Source organism: Candidatus Cloacimonadota bacterium (assembly GCA_034661015.1).
Classification (GTDB): Bacteria; Cloacimonadota; Cloacimonadia; order JGIOTU-2; family JGIOTU-2; genus JAYEKN01.
The window spans coordinates 1-20093 of the sequence record JAYEKN010000091.1; the positions used below are offsets into that span (position 1 = coordinate 1).

Annotated in this window: 15 protein-coding genes; 13 read left to right on the forward strand and 2 right to left on the reverse strand. The window is 38.0% G+C overall.

The features are described 5' to 3' along the window. Positions 1-270 precede the first annotated feature (270 nt). Entirely contained in the window at positions 271-2262 is a 1992-nt protein-coding gene (locus tag U9P79_03415) for a TRAP transporter permease (GenBank protein MEA2103673.1), read from the reverse strand. Between the two features lie 8 nt (positions 2263-2270). Next, a complete protein-coding gene (locus U9P79_03420; GenBank protein MEA2103674.1) occupies positions 2271-3278 on the reverse strand; it encodes a TAXI family TRAP transporter solute-binding subunit in 1008 nt (335 codons plus the stop codon). 271 nt (positions 3279-3549) lie between these two features. Between U9P79_03420 and glyS the strand changes: the two genes are divergently transcribed. From glyS to U9P79_03485, 13 genes are all read left to right on the forward strand, one after another. After that, positions 3550-5745: a glycine--tRNA ligase subunit beta gene (gene glyS / locus U9P79_03425; protein ID MEA2103675.1), complete on the forward strand. Its 2196-nt coding sequence runs from the start codon at positions 3550-3552 to the stop codon at positions 5743-5745. 96 nt (positions 5746-5841) lie between these two features. Next, on the forward strand, positions 5842-7041 hold the full coding sequence (locus U9P79_03430; GenBank protein ID MEA2103676.1) for a pyridoxal phosphate-dependent aminotransferase: 1200 nt from the start codon (positions 5842-5844) through the stop codon (positions 7039-7041). Between the two features lie 11 nt (positions 7042-7052). Beyond that, on the forward strand, positions 7053-7265 hold the full coding sequence (locus tag U9P79_03435; GenBank protein ID MEA2103677.1) for a hypothetical protein: 213 nt from the start codon (positions 7053-7055) through the stop codon (positions 7263-7265). Beyond that, complete coding sequence (locus tag U9P79_03440; GenBank protein MEA2103678.1) at positions 7262-8161, forward strand: PfkB family carbohydrate kinase; 900 nt, start codon at positions 7262-7264, stop codon at positions 8159-8161. The genes U9P79_03435 and U9P79_03440 overlap by 4 nt, the downstream gene beginning before the upstream one ends. 16 nt (positions 8162-8177) lie before the next feature. Beyond that, positions 8178-9200, forward strand: a complete 1023-nt coding sequence (purM, locus tag U9P79_03445) for a phosphoribosylformylglycinamidine cyclo-ligase (protein ID MEA2103679.1) — start codon at positions 8178-8180, stop codon at positions 9198-9200. A gap of 244 nt (positions 9201-9444) precedes the next feature. Beyond that, complete coding sequence (locus U9P79_03450; GenBank protein MEA2103680.1) at positions 9445-10269, forward strand: lipoate--protein ligase family protein; 825 nt, start codon at positions 9445-9447, stop codon at positions 10267-10269. Between the two features lie 94 nt (positions 10270-10363). Further along, on the forward strand, positions 10364-13441 hold the full coding sequence (locus tag U9P79_03455; GenBank protein ID MEA2103681.1) for a TonB-dependent receptor: 3078 nt from the start codon (positions 10364-10366) through the stop codon (positions 13439-13441). Between the two features lie 34 nt (positions 13442-13475). Then, the gene (locus U9P79_03460) at positions 13476-14297 is read left to right on the forward strand and encodes a MotA/TolQ/ExbB proton channel family protein (GenBank protein ID MEA2103682.1); all 822 of its coding nucleotides are present in this window, start codon (positions 13476-13478) and stop codon (positions 14295-14297) included. 35 nt (positions 14298-14332) lie between these two features. Beyond that, the gene (locus U9P79_03465) at positions 14333-14746 is read left to right on the forward strand and encodes a biopolymer transporter ExbD (protein MEA2103683.1); all 414 of its coding nucleotides are present in this window, start codon (positions 14333-14335) and stop codon (positions 14744-14746) included. An 8-nt stretch (positions 14747-14754) separates the two neighbouring features. Continuing rightward, positions 14755-15162, forward strand: coding sequence for a biopolymer transporter ExbD (locus U9P79_03470; GenBank protein ID MEA2103684.1), 408 nt, complete (start codon positions 14755-14757; stop codon positions 15160-15162). 111 nt (positions 15163-15273) lie between these two features. Further along, positions 15274-15915 (forward strand): TonB family protein, encoded by a 642-nt coding sequence (locus U9P79_03475; GenBank protein MEA2103685.1) that lies wholly within the window; start codon positions 15274-15276, stop codon positions 15913-15915. A 27-nt stretch (positions 15916-15942) separates the two neighbouring features. Then, positions 15943-18990 carry a hypothetical protein gene (locus tag U9P79_03480; GenBank protein MEA2103686.1) on the forward strand — a complete coding sequence of 1016 codons (3048 nt, stop codon included), beginning with the start codon at positions 15943-15945 and terminating at the stop codon, positions 18988-18990. Positions 18991-19009: 19 nt separating this feature from the next. After that, a complete protein-coding gene (locus U9P79_03485; protein MEA2103687.1) occupies positions 19010-20074 on the forward strand; it encodes a PorV/PorQ family protein in 1065 nt (354 codons plus the stop codon). The last annotated feature ends 19 nt before the right edge of the window (positions 20075-20093 follow it).

Below are 20093 nucleotides of genomic sequence, written 5' to 3' on the forward strand. Positions count from 1 at the left end.
ATTTGAATTCAGCTCGCAGTTCTCGGCTCAAAGCAAAAAAAACGCTTTCGAGCCAAGTCCTGCTTGGACTGAGAACAAATAAAAAAAGATGAAAAAATTGACTTTATTTCAAGCCAAAAGCAATTTTTTCAAATAACTAAATTTTTTTAGATATTTGAATTCGATTTACGCAGAATGTTTCCCTTTTCAACCTCAATTAATTTTCGTTTATGTTATAGACAATTTGGTTTGTCAAATTTTACAATAATTAAATTCGTGTTCCACCCACTTCTAAATCCTAACAATTTTCATCCTAAATTTTTGAAAAATATAGGGAACAAAATAAAAAGCCGCTGCCACAAAATACATATAATACCTGAGTTCGAAACTAATGTGCAAAATATTTGCTCCAAAAGCAGGATAGAAAAAAAGCAAAGTAGCACAGGCAAAGAATGGGATTTCGAACCATTTGTTCTTAATCAAAAACCATCCTTGAACCAGATTCGTAAATGCCAATGCTCCGAGAACAGCTGTGAGGAATATGAGAATCGCTTGGGCAAAACTATGCACACCATACAAAACTAATTCTGCATTAAATACAAACATAAACGGAATTACCGCTGTGCGAAGGTCGTAAATGAATCCTTGCACTCCGGTTGCAATCGGGTCGGATTTTGCTATTGCAGCCGCTGTATATGCTGCCAGACCCACCGGGGGAGTATCATCTGCGAGAATCCCAAAATAGAAACAGAAAAGATGAGCGGAAATCGCCGGAATCGGATTCATCCCGAATGATGCGGTCAGTTTTATGATAACCGGCACAGTTATGGTTGCCATCACAATATAAGTGGCAGTAGTGGGTAATCCCATTCCGAGAATTAGACTGGCGATAGCGGTAATTACGAGCATGAGAAGAATATTTCCCCCGGCGATAGTTTCCACTATCTCCACGATCATACTCCCGATTCCCATTGTAACAATTCCGACCACAATTCCGGCTGTGGCAGTAGCAATAGCTACCGGAAGCATGTTTTTCGATCCCCGAATGAGTCCATCTACAATTAACGCTAAACCTTTTTTCAAAGAGTCAAACAAAGAGATATGTCCCTTGATTCCGAAAATTATTTCCCGTAAAATCACAATTATTACAAGGGAGATGATTGCATTAAAAGCCGCCATGTTCGGTGAATGGCGGAAAGCGATTAGTTCAATGATCAAGACAAAAAGGGGAATGAGGAAATAAAAATCCTTTTTTATCACATCCCAAAATTTGGGAATATTCTCTTTAGAAAGCCCTTTCAAACCTCTTTTAGAAGCTTCAAGATGGGTGATATAAAAGAGGGCGATGTAGGAAACAACTGCCGGAATAGCAGCAGCTTTTATGACTTCAAGATAATCAATCGCCAAAAATTCTGCGATAATAAAAGCAGCAGCACCCATAATTGGTGGCATTAGTTGTCCGTTTGTGCTGGCAGCAACCTCTGTGGCAGCTGCGATCTTAGCTGGATAGCCCACTTTTTTCATCATCGGAATAGTAAAAGTGCCGGTGGTGGCTACATTTGCTATGCTGGAGCCGGAAACCAAGCCGGTGAATCCGCTGGAAACAACCGCTGCCTTTGCCGGACCGCCCTTGTATTTCCCCAGCAAAGAAATGGAAATATCATTGAAAAAATTTCCTGCTCCCACTTTTTCCAACATTGCTCCGAAAAGAACGAACAAGAAAACAGTTGTAGCAGAAACGTCAAGTGGAATCCCATAAATACCCTCTGTGGATAATACTATTTTGCTGATATATTTTGTTAAACTAACTCCCCGAAATGAAAAAATATATGGCATATACGGACCGAGAAAAGCATAAGCGGTAAACAGGATGGAGATCATCGTTAAGGCTGGTCCCAGCGAACGCCTGGCAGCTTCGAGCAAAACTATAATTAAAATTACACTGACAACCACGTCCAATAAAATTGGTTTACCCGCTCGCATAGAAATGTTCGTCCAGTTAAGCATAAGATAAAGGGCGCTTAAAAAACCGAGTAAGGAGAGAATATAATCGTAAATCGGAATTTTTTTATTACGAGAATTTAAGCCGAATTCCCCTTTTTTCTTTTTTAATGGGATAGACAAAAAAACCAGCGAAAGAGCAAAAGCGAGATGAATTGCTCGAATGCTGATACTGTCCAGAATGATAAATTTGGGCAAGGAAAGTTGGAAAAGTGCCCAGATTATTGCGATGAAGGAAATTAATTTATTCGTCGCTGAATTGTTTGTTTTAAATATTTTCAAGAGAACTGCTAATTTGTTTTAATTATCAATTCGGGATCAATATATTTTATCAGATCGTTCTCCCGGTAATATATCAGAGCACCGGGATGAATTGGTGCGGAAAGCCCCTTCAACATTCTTTCTTTTGTTAGCGTTTCATAAGCAGGATGGAGAGATTTGAAATCATTAAAATTGTCAAAAACTTCTTTTGTGATTGCATAAACTATGTCATTCGGAGTGGATTTGGAAGTAATCAGAGTTGCTTTTACTCCGATGGTGGAAATATCATTTTCATTTGTGGCATAAGGATAATGCTTTTTTTGGATCAAGGAATAATCGTAATAACTTTTTTCTTGTAAAAGAGAATCAATATTTTTACCTTGAATAGGTATTAATTTTACTTTTATTCTGCCGGAAGTCGCTTCCTTTATGTTTCCGCTGGGATGACCCACCGTATAGAAAAACGCATCTATTCGTTCGTCTTGCATCAGTCCGGGTGCTTCCACTGCTTTCACATGTTCAGCGTAAATGTCATCATTCTCGTCAATAACAAATGATGATAAAATGTCACGTGAATTTTGTAGCTGACCAGAACCGGGATTGCCGATATTTACGGTTTTACCCTTCAAATCGGATACAGTGTTGATATTGCTTTTTTGGGTGGCAACAAGGGTGATGGATTCGGGATGAATAGAAAACACAGACCGCAATTCCGTTTGAGGTCCCATTTTTTTCCATTCTGCAAGTCCTTCATACGCCTGATATTGCCGGTCTGACTGGGCAATGCCGAAATCCAGGTCTCCATCCAAAACCGCATTGATATTATAAACAGAACCGCCGGTGGATTCCACCGTTGCCTTGATTCCGTATTCAGCTCGTTTTTTATTTACCATCCTGCTGATTGCTCCTCCCGTGGGATAGTAAACGCCTGTAACACCACCTGTGCCGATAGTAACGAATTTGGTATTCTGTTTTCCGCAACCGCTCAATATCTGAAAAAAGATTAGGAGAACGATAAAATATACTATTTTTTTCATCTGATTTGCTCCTTAACATTATATTTTTGTAAACGCATGGAGTGAAATTTTCCTATAGAAAATATTGTCAAGCTTCTTTGTAAAATTCCAGAGAAAGTAGAGTGAATAACTTTGCGAAAGTTACAACAAGTCATAACGATAAAAGGGATAATCCAAATTGAAAATTATCAAAGTATGATTTAGCTGTCAGCAAAACTTTCGCAAAGATAATCAAATAAAATAAAAACTAATTCTTGACATGATTATCAGTGCCAAAAAATTCGCACATCTTATGAAAAAGCATAAATATTTATTTGAAATCGGTACAGAAGAAATTCCTGCAAGTTATATAAATCCCGCTGTTAAGATGTTTGCGGATTTTTTCAAAAAACAGCTTGATGAAAGTTTTTTGACCTTTGAATCGATTAAAACATATTCTACTCCCCGCCGTATGGCACTGGAAATTAGTGGATTACCATCACGACAAATGGACAGAATCGAAGAAATAAAAGGTCCACCCAAAAAGGTCGCTTATGATGACGGGGGCAATTTGACCCGAGCCGGTGCCGGATTTTTGAAAAGTAAAAATCTGTCTGAAAAAGATATTGAGTTCACTAATATGGGAAAAGGGGTTTATCTTACTGCCACAAAAAAGATTCACGGAAAAGCAACACCGCAAATTCTTGCGGAAATATCCAAAGATGTTTTCAGCAAAATAAATTTTCCCAAATCAATGCACTGGGGAAAAAAATCCATTGGTTTTGCCAGACCGGTTCGCTGGTTACTTGCCATTTTTGATGAGGATGTCGTCCATTTCAAAATTGATAATCTCCATTCAGATCGGTTTTCTTTTGGGAATAGATTTGAAAAAGTGCATAACAAAATTGAAATTCCTTATCCGGAAATTTATGAAGAAATTTTGGAAACCCATTTTGTTATTCCCGATTCGGATAAACGCAAGCGGATAATTTTGGCTCAACTTGATAAATTATATACGAGTAAAAATGAAAAAGAAGTGTCCGATCAAGCAGAAATAGGCGAATCGCGTAAAGAGGAATTGGCTAATGATTACGTTCCAAAGCAGGGGCTTGGGAACGAGAACATATTTGACATGCGAGTGGTTGGGGACAAGCGGCTTTTGGATATTGTTACGAATCTTGTTGAATTTCCCACTGCAGTTTCTGCTTCCTATGATGAAAAATATCTCAAATTGCCAAAGTTGATTATCCAGTCCACTTTAACTGAACATCAGAAATATTTCGCAGTAGAAAAAAAAGGTAATTCGGAGCAAAAGCTCACGAATCATTTTGTTTTTATTTCAAATGGGAATCCTGCTTTTTCCGAAGGAATCAAATATGGGAACCAGCGAGTGGTTAAAGCGCGTCTCGAAGATGCCGAATTTTTTTTTGAAACTGATACCAAGCATTCTCTTGCTGAATTTATTCCCAAACTGAAGAACATTCTTTTTCAGGAGAAATTGGGCAATTTGTATGAAAAAACCCAAAGAATAAAAGTGAGCACCAAATTGTTTGCAGAAAAATTGTTAATGCCCTCAGAAGAGATACAAAATGTAATCAGAGCCGCAGAACTATGTAAAGCAGACCTTGCCACTTTGATGCTCGGAGAAAAAGAGTTCACAAAATTGCAGGGCTATGTTGGATCTGTTTATGCGAAATTAAGTGGCGAAAATTCTGGGGTGGCAAACGCAATCCGCGAGCATTATTATTACGAAAAAGAAGATTTGGAGAAAATGTCAAAAACAGGAGCATTAGTTGCTCTTGCCGATAATCTTGATACAATTTGCGGAATAATGGGTATCGGAATGCTACCAACCGGTTCAAAAGATCCCTTTGCATTAAGACGCTCCGGCAATTTGGTTGTTCAAATTTTAAATATTCACAATTTTGAATTCAGCTTAAAATTTTTAATTGATAGAACGTTTGAATCATTATCTTCCAAAATTGAAAATTTCAAACATAGGCAAGCCGTTCATGATTTTTTTGAGCAACGAGCGCGATGGCTGTTGAAACAAAATCGGATAGATTATGACGTTGCCGATGCGGTTATGGCTACAAATTATTATAATATTCCTGATTTACTTGAGCGAGCCAAGCACCTGCAACAGTATAAATCTCATGAAGATTTTCGGAAGCTGATCATCGGCTTCAAACGGGCTTCGAATATTTTGGAAAGTTCCGATGAAATTGCCTTCTTGAATCCTGCATTATTTCAGGAACCGGAGGAAAAAGAATTGTATAAGATTGTTATGAAAATACTCCCCGAATATAACCGAAATGCAGAAGAAAAAAAATATAAACAATGCCTTGACCTTTTAGTTACGCTCAAAACTGACATTGACAAATTTTTCGACACTGTAATGGTCATGGTAAAAGATAAAGATTTAAGGGAAAACAGGATGGCACTGTTACGGAAAATCAATAAAGGCTTCCTGAAAACTGCGGATCTTTCAAAAATAGTAATGGAATAAGTCCACTAATTTAACAAATTTTCACAAAAATATATTTTATTTTAGATTAGTAAAATTTGGGTAATTCGTGGATAAAATCAAAAAAAGTAGGTAAAAATGAAGATTAACATTTCACACAGAGCAAAGGCGATAAAGCCTTCTCCTACTCTGCGGGTTGCTGCTTTGGCAAACCAAATGCGAGCAGAGGGAATTGATGTGATCAATTTCGGGGTTGGTGAACCGGATTTCAACACTCCTTCCTATATAAAGGAAGAGGCGATCAAAGCCATCGAGAATAATTTTACTCATTATACAAAATCAGCAGGTATAATTGAGCTGCGAAAAGCGATAGTTGAAAAACTTAAAAGAGATAACAGTTTGGAATACGATCCTGAAAATATCCTAGTTTCTCCGGGAGCAAAAGCCTCGCTAATCAATGTTTTAATGACAATTTGTGATCCGAGAGATGAAGTGCTCATTCCCTGCCCGTATTGGGTAAGTTATACGTCACAAGTCGAATTAGTGGACGCTTTTCCGATTTTATTGCCGACTAATATGAACACAAAATTTAAAGTTACCGCGAAACAATTAGATGAAGCAATCCAATATCTTTCAAATCCAAAAGCACTGATCCTCAATTCTCCAAACAATCCCACCGGTTCAGTTTATACGCGAAAAGAACTGGAAGAGATTGCTGAAGTCTGCCTGAAAAATGATATTGTGGTGATTTCCGATGAGATTTACGAAAAATTAATCTACGATGATGTCGAGCATATTTCCATCGCTTCTCTTTCCAAAGAAATGCAGGATAGAACAATCGTGATAAATGGTGTTTCCAAAGCATATGCAATGACAGGCTGGCGCCTTGGCTATTCTGCGGGACCATCCGAAATTATGAAACGCACTATCAGAATCCAAAGCCACACTACTTCCTGCGTGAATTCCATCACTCAAAAGGCAGTGGTGGTTGCACTGACCGAAGATGACGGAAGCGTTGAAAAGATGAGAAAAGAATTTACAGAGCGAAGAAAACTCCTCGTAAATAGTTTGAACGAAATTGCTAATGTAAATTGTGAAATGCCCAAAGGTGCTTTTTATGCTTTTCCGTCAATTTCGTATTATATTCGCAATAATCGTAAGGGAATTAAGAACACTGCCGAACTTTGCGAATATTTACTCAAAGAATTTCACATTGCAGCCGTAGCCGGTTCTGCATTTGGAGCGGAAAACTATATCCGTTTTTCCTATGCAACTTCACCTGAAAATATTATTGAGGGTGTAAAAAGATTTGCAGACGGATTAGCAAGCCTGAATTGATTTTTTGTAATATGAATGAATTTGGAGAAGAATGGAAACGCCGAAGAAACAGAAGGAACAAAGATTTGACTTCTATCTGGAAATTAGTTGCTCGAATTCTGCTTCTTATTGCTTTGATTTTTATCATCAAATTTTTTTCTGCCGGTGGAATTGATAGATTCTTCGACTTACTTACAGGAACAAATTCCGGCTCTACTAAAATAATTATGGAGGAAACAAAATGAGTTTATTAATTGTTGGTTCAATAGCTTTGGATAGTGTGCAAAATCGGTATGCTACCAAGTCGGATATTTTGGGTGGTAGTGCGGTTTACGCTTCCATCTCTGCCCGATACCTTCACGACGATGTCTCAATCGTGGGCGTTGTTGGCGAAGATTTTCCCGAAAAGCATAGAAATTTGTTAATCGAAAAGGAAATTGACATCACTGGCTTGGAGACCGCGGAAGGTAAAACTTTTCGCTGGTCAGGTAGATACGAGGATTTTGATGAAGCGATCACTTTGTCCACAGACCTGAATGTGTTCGGAAATTTCTCCCCGAAAATTCCATCGAAACTGAAAGATGCAGATTATGTTCTGCTTGGTAATATTGATCCTGATTTGCAAATTGATGTTTTGAAGCAGATGAATAATCCCAAAGTGGTTGCAGCGGACACGATGAATTTTTGGATTGAAGGGAAAAATAAGGAATTGAAAAAAATGCTTTCCATGATAGATATTCTTTTTATTAATGAAGCCGAAGTGAAAATGCTTACAGGTGAAAGAGATATTTTTCAGGCAGCAAAAAGGACGCTTGAAATTGGTCCAAAAATCGTAGTTGTGAAGCAAGGTGAGCATGGCGGATTCGTGTATCGGAAGAATTTCCTTTTCTTCGTGCCGGTTTTTCCAGTGAAAGAAGTTGTTGATACTACCGGAGCCGGAGATTGTTTTGCCGGTGGTTTTATGGCGTATTTGGCCTCAAAAGACAGTATAGAGGATTCCGTGCTGAAAGAAGCAGCCGTTTTCGGAACAATTACCTCTTCCTTTAATATAGAAGATTTTAGTGTGGATCGGATAAAAAAAATAAGTAAGGAAAAAATTGATGAGCGTTATCATTTGATGAGAAAGCATACTCAATTTTAGAAGAGATTAATTTATTGTGAAAGCTAAAATTTCTTATAAAAATTCCGGCGTGGATATAACTGCCGGAGAAAAAACCGTTGATCTTATCAAACCAATTGCCAAAAAAACGTTTGGCAAAAATGTTGTTACGGATCTCGGTGCATTTGGCGGATTGTATCGTTTTGATAGGAGCAAATATAAAGACCCCCTCCTTGTTTCCAGCACAGATGGAATTGGCACGAAGTCCATCATTGCAAAAAATGCCAAAAAATTTGATACTGTGGGGCAGGATCTGGTGAACCATTGCGTGGATGATATTCTGACCCTTGGGGCTACTCCCTTATTTTTTCTGGATTACATTGGGGTGGGAAAACTTTTACCGGAGAACGTGGCGGAAATAGTTTCCGGCCTCGCAAAAGCATGCCGAGAAAACAGACTCGCACTTATTGGTGGGGAAACCGCTGAAATGCCGGATATTTATTCCGGAGATGATTTCGATTTAGTCGGCACGATTATCGGCGTTGTGGACAGTGGAAAATCTATCACCGGTGAGGATATACAGAAAGGTGATAAACTCATCGGATTTTCGTCAACCGGCTTGCATACGAACGGTTATTCTTTGGCGCGGAAAATCGTATTTGAAAAATTACAACTGCGAGTGGATTCTTATGTGAAAGAACTGGGGCAGAATATTGGTGATGCTCTTCTGACCATTCATAAATCCTATTACAATGAATTAATAGGTTTTATCTCTGAAAAGAAAATCAACGGTTTGGCTCATATTACCGGCGGCGGAATTCCCGGAAATCTGAAACGAATCATCACTGACGGTTTTAGTGCGGAAGTAGATAAATCGTTGTGGAAAATACCTTCGATTTTTCGATTTCTTCAAGATGCGGGAAATGTGAGTGAAAAGGAGATGTTTTCTACCTTTAATATGGGCATAGGTATGATCGCAATCGTTAGTAAAAATAATGTTGATGAAATACTCCGTAAAACCAATGGTTTTCAAATAGGTGAAATAATCCTGGGGAACGAGGAAAAAGTTAAGTTAAAGTAGAACACGAGTCCCTTCGGGTTAGAAATAATGAATAATGAATAATGAATAATGAATAATGAATAATGAATAATGAATAATGAATAATGTAGAATTAAAAAATTCCCCGAATGGGATAAATAAAATAGCGTTAGGTTGGCGTAAGCCTATCTACATCAAAGTGCGAATCCCTAACCCTTAGGATAGACACTATTTAACTACTTCAGTGGTTTTTTAAGGTGACTCATAAGTTGAAAAAGATTATTTTATGAATAAATGGCGAATAATTATTTCGGGAAAGCTGAAACCGGCAGAGAATATGGCAATGGATTCTGCAATTTTGCAAGGAGTAGTTGAGGGAATTTCTCCTAATACGATCCGAATTTACGATTGGTCTCCCCCAACTGTCTCATTTGGTTATCATCAGGATATTGCAAATCAGATTGATCTCAATCGCGTTTTGGAAAATGGATTTGGGATAGTACGGCGTCCAACCGGTGGACGGGCGGTTTTGCATTGGGATGAAGTAACTTATTCTGTTATCGCCAAAAATGAAGGAATATTTGCAGGTTCAATCTTGAGCGTTTACAAAAAAATCGGTCTGGCTTTATTATCGTCACTCCGGCAGATTGGTATTGAGGCGGATATGCAAGACAGTTTTCCGTCCCATGCGGAGCAGAAGGATTGGACAAGCCCCTGTTTTTCCAGTGCTTCAAAATATGAAATACAATATAAAGGCAAGAAACTCGTTGGCAGTGCTCAGGTTAGAAAAGGAACATCTTTTCTACAGCATGGTTCGATTCTATTAAATCATAACCAAGAGAAGATGGCAGAATTGTTACCTGCAAAAAATGAATCTCAGCGAAAAGTTCTAAAAAAACTAATGGCTAAAAAAACCATTCAAATAAACCGGATAGTAGAAACTCCAATCACGTTTTCCGAATTTGCAAATATTCTTAAAGCAAGTTTTATCAAAGAATTTGGAATTGAAGCATTGGAAAAGCCTAATATTAGTCAGGTTGAATCAAATAAATATAATTCATTTTTATTTGATATTGAAGAGGAAAATAGAATAATTTACAAAAAAAATTAGAAAATTAATCAAAAAGGTTGACATAAGTTCCAGTAAAAACAAAAAAACAGTATCTATATATTTAATACGTAATCTATTTATGAAGGGAGAAGTTATGATGAGATATCTTAGTTGCATTTTTTTATGTGCAGCCATAATTTTACTTAGTGCTACCGCTCTATCTGCCGGGACAACCGGAAAGATTGCCGGGCGTGTTGTAAACAAGGATACAGGCGAACCTGTTGCAGGTGCCAATGTTATTATTGTTGAAAAACAAATCGGTGCTGCTTGCGACAATAACGGAAGATTCATTATTATTAACGTTCCACCGGGAAAATATTCTGTGCGAGCACAGATGATGGGTTTTCAAACCGTAACAAAGACAGAAGTTCAAGTTCATCTTGATCTTACAAGTACTCTAAATTTTGAATTGTTTCAAACAGATACGCAAATAAAGGGTATAGTAATCCAATCGGAGCGAAAGCTCGTTGAAAAAGATGTTACCGGTTCTGAAAAAATTGTTACTTCTGAAACGATGGACAGGATGGCGGTGGAAAATATTCAGGATGTGGTTGCAGTAACTGCCGGGGCAGTTGGTTCCGGTGCGGATATGCATATTCGTGGTGGTAGATCAAATGAGATCGTTTATACAGTGGACGGATTGTCCGTATCAAATCCTGTTGATCAAGGTTTTGGTATGTCACTCGACATGGATGCTGTTTCCGACATGAACGTTTCTACCGGTGGATTTACTGCTGAATTTGGTAATGCCCAATCGGCTATTATCAATTTAATAACCAAATCAGGTGGGTCGGATTATTCAGGTAAAATCAGTTTGACTTCCGACCACATACTTTCGGATCAAAACAGCAATTACGATAATGTAAGACTATCTTTTGGTGGTCCGTTGATACCTAAGGGTACGGCAAATCAAAGAGATAAATTTACTTTTTTCGCTAATGTAGGTGGCACTTGGTCTGATGGTAGATACAAAGATTTTTACCACGTTGGTGAGGGTGATGTGCTTTATGATTTGGGACGAACTTATGATTTAATCAGGAATCCCACTCCTGTCCTTAGAGAGTTTCAAGTTGAAACAATTAACAATATCGGCGGAAACAGAGACGATGTTTTGGGATTTGATACCGGAGATAGATTTAATAATTCTTATCAGGCTAATATAAAAACAAAATTTTCACTTTCCCCCAAAACAAAGTTTACCTTTTCAACCCGTGGAGATAGATCTGTCTGGATTCCTTTCTCATGGACAGGTAAATACGCGTTGCAATATACAAACCATTGGGAAGAAGAGCACTCACAACAGGCTATTACATTGGACCATACGATTTCTCCAAAAATGTTTTTCAAAATTCGTGCGGGTAGATTTAATACGGATTTAAATCTCAACTCCGGCGTTGATAGAGATTGGTATTTTACTGAGAATAATACTGATTGGAACAATCCCTTCTGGAATGCCGATCCCTCGTATAATAATTTTGGTGTAAACATCCCCGGTACTTCCGAGACTGAAATTCTTAACTATTTTGATCAATATAATGAGGATCGAACTGTACCAATTTTTTCAAGTCCCGGATCACATGCCGGAAGTTTTTGGGATGATCAAACCTCCACATATACATTGAAAGGAGATTTGACTTATCAAATAAATCATATTCATGCAGCAAAAACGGGTTTTGAAATTAAATATAACGACATATCAAAAAACAGATTGGGTCAACCCTGGAATATTGATGATACCAAAAGACTACCAAATTATCTATTAGGAAAAGACATTGATACTACTGATGTAAATTGGGACCATTATGGCTGTTCACAAGACGAGTTAGAGGATTCCCTCGCAGTTTGGGGTTTGGTTACTTATGGTCAAAAAATTTATTCAGCTCAAGATTTTCAAAATGCTATCCAGTTTGCCGGTGGTACTGTTGATGGATACAAAGCAAGACCTTGGCAAGGAGCTTTTTATCTACAAGACAAAATGGAATGGGAAGGCATGATCGTTAATGCCGGTATTCGATTTGATGCCTGGTACCTTGGTGATTTTTATCAAGTAAAAAGCGACACAACCGGAGAATATATTGATGCTGAATGGGAAAAAATTAATTATATTAAACAAAATGCAGATGGAGATTATGAACTTGTTAGTGAAGATGTAGAAAAGTTTCAACTTATGATAAGTCCGCGACTTGGTGTTTCTCATCCTATTACTTTAAAGGATGTATTGCACTTTGCATACAACTATCAAAGTCAGCTTCCTGCTATGCAATATGTGTTTACAAGTGCTACACCTAAAGCCGGTTCCACAGGAACGGATGTTGGTAATCCTAACCTCAAACCGGAAATTACAAAAACTTATGAAGTGGGTATTGAACACCAAATGGGTGAAGATTATGTTCTTGATGTTACCGTATTTTATAAGAATATTTACAATCTTGTAAGTAGAATTAGTTGTAACTATGCAAATTTGCCAGACAGCATCGCAGAAGCCGGAAAGCAATATTATCTTTATTGGTCGGATGATTACGGTAGTGCTCGTGGAGTAGAGTTAACATTCCAAAAACGATTCAGTCAATTTTGGGGATTCAATTTTGGTTATACCTATTCCTATGCTTCGGGGAGAAATTCCAATGTTCATACTGCCACTGAGAATCTGAGAGAATTTCCACTTAGTTGGGATGTGAGGAACAATGTTTCTCTCCAAGCAAATTTCGGTATCCCCGAGAATGAAGAATTTTATCTGTTTGGTTTAAAAATGCCCGATAAATTTGATGTATCATACCAGTTTATTTATTATTCAGGTACACCATACACACCGGTTGCAGAAAATGACCATCCTCTTGACACAAATTCTGAAAGAAAACCGGGAACAAGTAATTCAAATTTAAAATTAACCAAGAAGTTTAATTTGTTCGGGAAAACACAATTTAAGATTTTTGTCAAATTAGATAATTTATTTAATGAAACGAATGTTAACTATGTTGATGCACAGACCGGTGAAACTCAAGACAATGGTACTGATACATATTGGGAAAATTATGACTTGAATGAAAACGGCATAATTGATCCTGATATTGAAGATACTGCAGGAGCTGCCTTATATTTGTATGGTTTAAGTACTCCAGGTATCTACTCTCAAGGCAGACGCATAAAATTAGGATTTAGTGTTGACTTTTAATAAAATCATAGGAGGAAATCCAGTGAAGAAAAATATGAAAATAAAACTGATGATCTTATCGCTTGTTGTTTGCGTGTTTGTTGCCGGAAATTTGTTAGCACAAAACACAGTAACTGAAGAAATAGTTGCAGAAGCGGATAACGGAGCAGTTGTAGATGGTGACACAGCCGCAGTAGTTATGGAAACTGAGACAGAAGATGCTTCCGGCGGTGGTTTTGAAGCTTTTGCTCGAAGAATTGTTGGAAGTGGTCTTGTTGACTTATTCATCCAAGGTGGATGGGTCATGTGGCCAATGCTTATTCTTGTTATATGGGCTCTTGCTACTTCAATTTGGAAAATTATCTCGCTGCGTTATGCAAAAATATCAATTCATGATTTTCTTGGTAAACTTGTACCGTTATTAAAGGAAAAGGAATATGACGAAGCCCTTGATCTGTGTGCTAATACTCGCGGTCCCGTAGCGAATGTTTTACATGCGGGATTGCTGAAAGCAGATAAAGGAATCGAAAGTGTGGAAAAAGCGATTGAAAATGCAGGCATTCTTGAAATGTCATTCTTGGAAAAAGGACTTATCGCCCTTGCTACCACGATTAATGTGGCACCTATGTTAGGTTTCCTTGGTACTGTTATCGGTATGATCGGGGCATTTGCAGCAATCGCAGCTGCAGGCGAAGTTGAACCCACAATCGTTGCAAGTGGTATCCAGGTAGCTTTGATCACTACTGCCGCAGGTTTAACTGTGGCTATCCCAATTCAATTATTCAACAACTTCTTAGTCTCAATGATTGACGGTATTGTAATTGATATGCAGATTGGTTCGGATAAAGTTGTCGAAACACTAATTGAAAACAAATAATTCGGAGTTTGCAGAAAAAAAGAATTAAGGTAAAAATGAATATAACGAGTTTAAAAAAAGTAAGAAAAAAAGCTAAAATACCTACTGCATCAATGGCTGATGTGGCATTCTTGCTACTTGTGTTCTTTTTGGTTACCACAAAATTCGATGTGAAGAAAGGGTTGGGTTTAGTCCTTCCCCCATCTGCAGAATCCGGTGGGCAAAAAGTAAAGATAAAAAAGGATAATTTGACAAAAATTATGGTAAACGCTAAAGGGCAAATTGCCATAGATAATCAACTTACTCCTCCATCAGCACTAAAAAACATCATCAGGAAAAAGTTAGCGGAAAATCCCAAAATGGTTTTCGTCCTTGAAGCAGATAGACGCTGCCGTTATAACATGATGGTTGAAACCCTTGATAAACTGTTAGATGCAGGTGCAAAGACAGTTTCATTATCTACAAACTAAGAGGAATTATGGCAAAAATCATAAGGAAAACAAAAATCGGAACTGATGTACCTGATGCGGGAATGTCCGATATAGCATTTCTGCTATTAATATTCTTCATGGTTTCTACTACATTTGTAAAAGAAAAAGGTCTAAATGTTGTGCTGCCGGAAGCTAATGCTGTCCAAAAGATAAACAGGCAAAACGCTGCTACTATTTATGTAAATCGGAACGGAATTATTTCCATTGATGATTTTGCCGTAAGATACGATCAGATTCAGCCGATGATGCTAAAAAAACTTGCCGAAAATTCTGCTATTATTACATGTTTCCGCACGGATGCTTATGTGGATTATGGCGTTATGGTAGATATTATGAATGAATTGAAAAAGGCTGAAGCCTTACGGGTATCATTCGAGGCAAAACAAAAGCGATAAGCAAAGTCCTCAAATTTCACAAAGGATTTACATAAGGCATTAAGTGAATAGAACGAATTAGAAGAAAGTTAGACAAATTAGTTGAAATCAAGGTAAATTAAAGGTAAATAAATGCAAAAAAGATCAGATAATAATTTTTTGGATTGGAAGGATGAGGTAAACTCATTGTATGAAAAAGCATTAAGTTTTGCTTTATTAATTCTACTTTTTGCTTTTATCGTTTTTCCCAAACTTGAAATAAAACCTTATCAGCATGTTGAAAAGGTCATCCAAACCATTGATATCCCACCTGAAATTCAAAAGAAAATTAAACCGCCAACAGAAGTAAAGCCCGTAATTCCGCTCACAATTGAAAGTTCTGATATGGAAGACGATGAAGATATTGAAGAAGTTGAAACTATCGGTCCTACCACACTTGATTTGAAAAAACCGCCTCCGGCACAAAGAAAAGGCACTACTCCAAAATTTGTTATTTATGAAAATGAGCCAATTCCAATGCCGGGAAATGCGAAACCAAAATATACGGATTTCGCCCGAAGTGCCGGTTTGGAAGGTAGGGTAATTGTTAGAGCGGAAGTTTTTGAAGATGGAACTGTCGGTGCGGTAGAAATTGTGAAGAGTTTGCAAAGTGGTGAAGGTGGTCTGGATGAGCAGGCATTGAAGGCTGTTAGAAAGTGGAAATTTATTCCAGCAAAAAATCAAGGAAAACCGGTAGCTGTGTGGGTTACTTTTCCTATAGACTTTAGATTATAAATTTATAATATTAAATTTGGAGGTGCAATGCACTTAAATAAGATTAAATTAATATTGGTTGCAATCGTCATATTGATATTTGCTCTCTCTGCGACTGCAATCGCTCGTTCAGTTGAAGGAGGTTCAGGTGGTGATAAGCGACTTGATATATTCCACTATCATAATGTGGGGAATATTTGGTTGCGAATCAGCAATTATGGTTTTTTTGGTTCCGGCGATGATGTAATTCCTCAATATCCATCATTGGAATATCCCGGTGGTTCAGGTATTGACTACCTTTACCAAGGTGCCTTATGGTTTGGAGCACAAAAAAGGCATAGAGACGATTGGGGCAATCCCCAATATTGGACTGATGCGAGTCATGGAGAAATGAGCTCTGTGGTAACTGCGTGGCCCGTTATAGACACATTGGTTTCGGTCGGTTTTGACGGTGATGCAGATATGTATGAATTTTTACCCGCATATAATGAACTCGAAAAGAATGCTCTCGGACCAAAATATGATATGTATCAGCTTGAAGATGGTGTTGCCGAAGCATCAATCAGACACCAAAGAACCGGTATAGATGATGACGGAGACGGTCTGATAGATGAAGACCCCGCAGGATTTGCCTTTCCCTATAGAGGCGATGATGTTATGCCTGAAGTTTTTAATACATTTTCTGCCGGAAATAATTACTATCACGGTGAAGTAGAAAGAACCCAAGCGAATGTTACTCAGATTACTGATAATTTGGATATTTGGTTCCCGTTTGGCTTCCTCAATTTGGGCTGGCAAGATCCGGATAGTTTATTCAATTTTGCCGAACCGCAGGATGATGATGGTGACGGTTTGGTAGACGAAGATGGTTACCCGACTTCTGAGCAAGACTTTCTGGGATACTATTATGATTATAGTCCTTTCGGAACACCCGGAGAAAGAAAATGGGGTACATTTGATCAGGGACAATCTCATATTCCCCTTAATGTACGTGTAAGACAGGCAAGTTTCCAGTGGAGTTATGAATATATCAAAAATCTGGTTTATCTTGAATTTGATATAACGAACATGAATCCTCTTGATACTCTTTTTGACTGTGCCATGGCTATTTATATGGATGCTGATGTTGGTCCTCAGTCCTGGGCATCTGTTTATACGGATGACGTGAGTAGTTATGTTCGCGGTTCAGGATATGAATTTGCCTATACCTATGATAAAGATAAAGATGGCGGGTTGACATCCGGATATGTAGGCTGCCGAGTCTGTTCTCCTGATCCCGAACAATTGATTTTTGGATGTTGGACATGGGAAGTTGGAAGCGGACCATATGATAATAAGCCTGGTGTAGAAGATCCGGCCAATGAAAAATATTGGCTAATGACCCATAACACAGAACCTTTTGATGAATCACGATATACTTCCTTGAGAGATTTTCCAAATACACAGATAAATGATCCTTGCGATACCCGTTTCTTGTTTTCATTTTATGGTGGTATGACCGGTATGGAAAATCCGACAGATTCCACTAACTGGAATTTGAAACCATTCCAAACAATGAAAATTGTGGCAGCTATATTCCCGGGTGAAAATTTGGAAGATCTTAAATCCACCTCACTCTGGGCAAAAACGATTTATAGGGACCCACAGACATTAACCACGGTTGTGCTTCCGGATACAGCTATTCATTATGAAGCTCCGGGACCACCCGATATTCCCAAAATGTCACTTAAAAGCGTTAATAGCGGTGACCGGATAGATGTATATTGGAATAACAGATCCGAATTTACTCTTGATCGTCTAACTGTCCTAAAAGAAATCATCGGTTGGCAGGACTCAATTTCATGTTTGGATAGTTATATTGATAATTATGATCCGAATACTTTCCCCGACAGATTCAAGCCTGAGTATGAAAATGGCAATCTCGTTGAAAATATTTATGCAAAAGTAAATCCTTGGACAGGGTTCAGACTACGTCATGATTTTCAGGGATATTCACTTTGGAAAGCAGCCAATTCCGGAGAACAAGATGCATTTATGCGTGTGGGCAGATGGGATAAAACAGATACACCTCAAGATTATCATGATTATAATGTTGGTTTAGCATCAAATATACCCGATTCGATGCAAGTAGATTTCGGTGGACAAGTCGGGCTTAATCTTGGATTACCGGAAAGCCATGTAGTGGTAAACAATGATGTGGTTTTTGTTAGAGAATCCGGTGATACAATTTATTGGACTGATTATTATAAACTGAATTCGGTTTATGGATATGATCAAATTTGCGTAGGTGATACTGTTTACGGCACACCTATTTATGCAGCCGATAAAGATTCTTCGGTGAATTTATTGAGCGATAACCTCACGTTCGAGCAAGAATGTGGTGTGTTTAGAAATCCCTTAATGCCGGAAGATATCTATGCCGATTTATATAATGATGGGTTAGTGCCTTTGGATTCTTCTCTTGTTGGGCTCCATAACTGTAATTGGCCTCATCTTGGGCAAAGTCACCCCGGTTTTGACAATTTTGCAGATATGGCAAAAAGCCGTCTCGCAAGAAGATATTACAAATACGAAATAATGTATCCGCAGAAAGGTGTAGAAAATTATATTGCGGTTACTACCTTCGACAGAGGAATTCCTTCACAACATCTCGGCCCTCTCGAATCCGGAAGAGATGAAGACGCAAATATGAAGGTTATCTTTGCAGGTCCTGCTGCAGCTTCATCTATGGACAATATCTATGTGGTTCCAAATCCTTATGTTGGTCAAAGTAAATTCGATGGTAGAAGAGCAAATGATGAGAAGGGCGACAGAAGTAGAAGAATTTGGTTTGTAAATATCCCGGAAACGTGTACCATAAAAATTTATGGGCTTGCTGGTGATTTGATTAAAACCATTGAACATGATGGTGAATATAAAGAAGATGTGATTAATCCGAGTAAAGCCAGCCCTCATGGTGTTGCTCAATCCGGAATGCATTCTTGGGATTTACTTTCACGAAACGAACAAATAATCGCCCCGGGTGTGTATCTTTATTCTGTGAAAGATCGTGCGAATAATCATGTTAAAGTTAATAAATTTGTGATAATTAAATAAATGTAGAAGGTAGGTGAAAATGTTATTTGATAAATTTTACAGAAAATTAAAACTTGGCTTTTTTCTTGCTATATGCCTGATACTAATTCCAAATCTCGCTTCTGCAGATGTTTTTGCAAAAGTTGGTACAGCCGGTTTGCAATTTCTAAAAATCGGAGTTGATGCTCGTGGAATCGGTATGGGAAATGCTTACACTCCTTATGTTAAAGGCGCCGCTTCTAGCTATTGGAATTTGGCAGGATTAGCTCATACTCAAAAAACAGAATTATTTCTCAGTCATTTGGAATATGTTGCAGATATTAAATACGAATATGCAACTATTGCTATTCCTACATCAATTGGAGTATTTGCTCTGAATAACGCCATCTTGCACATGGGTTGGATGGATGTTACTACAGAAGAACAATTTGGTCCCAATGGCGAAGAATTTACTGCGAGTGATATAATGGCAGGAATTTCTTATGCAACAAAGTTAACAGGAAAATTTGCTTTGGGTATTGGGGCAAAATACCTTAGAGAAAATCTCGATGAATACGATGTTACCGGTTGGGCTGTAGATGTCGGGACACAATATAATACCGGATGGAAAGATGTTACGATTGGAATGAGTTTGAGAAATTTCGGTCCGGATCTTAAATATTCGGTTGACGAAGATCATGACGGACTAATTGACGAGGATGAATTTGACCTCCTTGATAACGATGGCGACGGACTTATTGATGAGGACAAAAAGGAATTATCCTTTGTTTTACCCATGAATTTCTCTTTGGGTCTGTCTATGAATTTGTATAAAAACAAACTCCAATCACTTAATGGAGTTTTCCAACTTGACAATTGTGTGGATAGAGAAGAAACATACAGTTTGGGTGGTGAATACCAAATTGGAACGTTCTTCTTGAGAGCTGGAAAACTATTCAACTACGATGCACAAAATTACGCTTTTGGTTTAGGCTGGAGAGTAGCTACTGCTTTTGCAATATTAGACATTGACGTTGCGTATAACTCAATGGGCGATTTGGAAGAAAATGATGGTAATAGCTTCCTTGAAGGTAGCAAAAGAGTCTCCTTAAGAATGCAATTTTAAAATTAGTTGGGTAAATTCT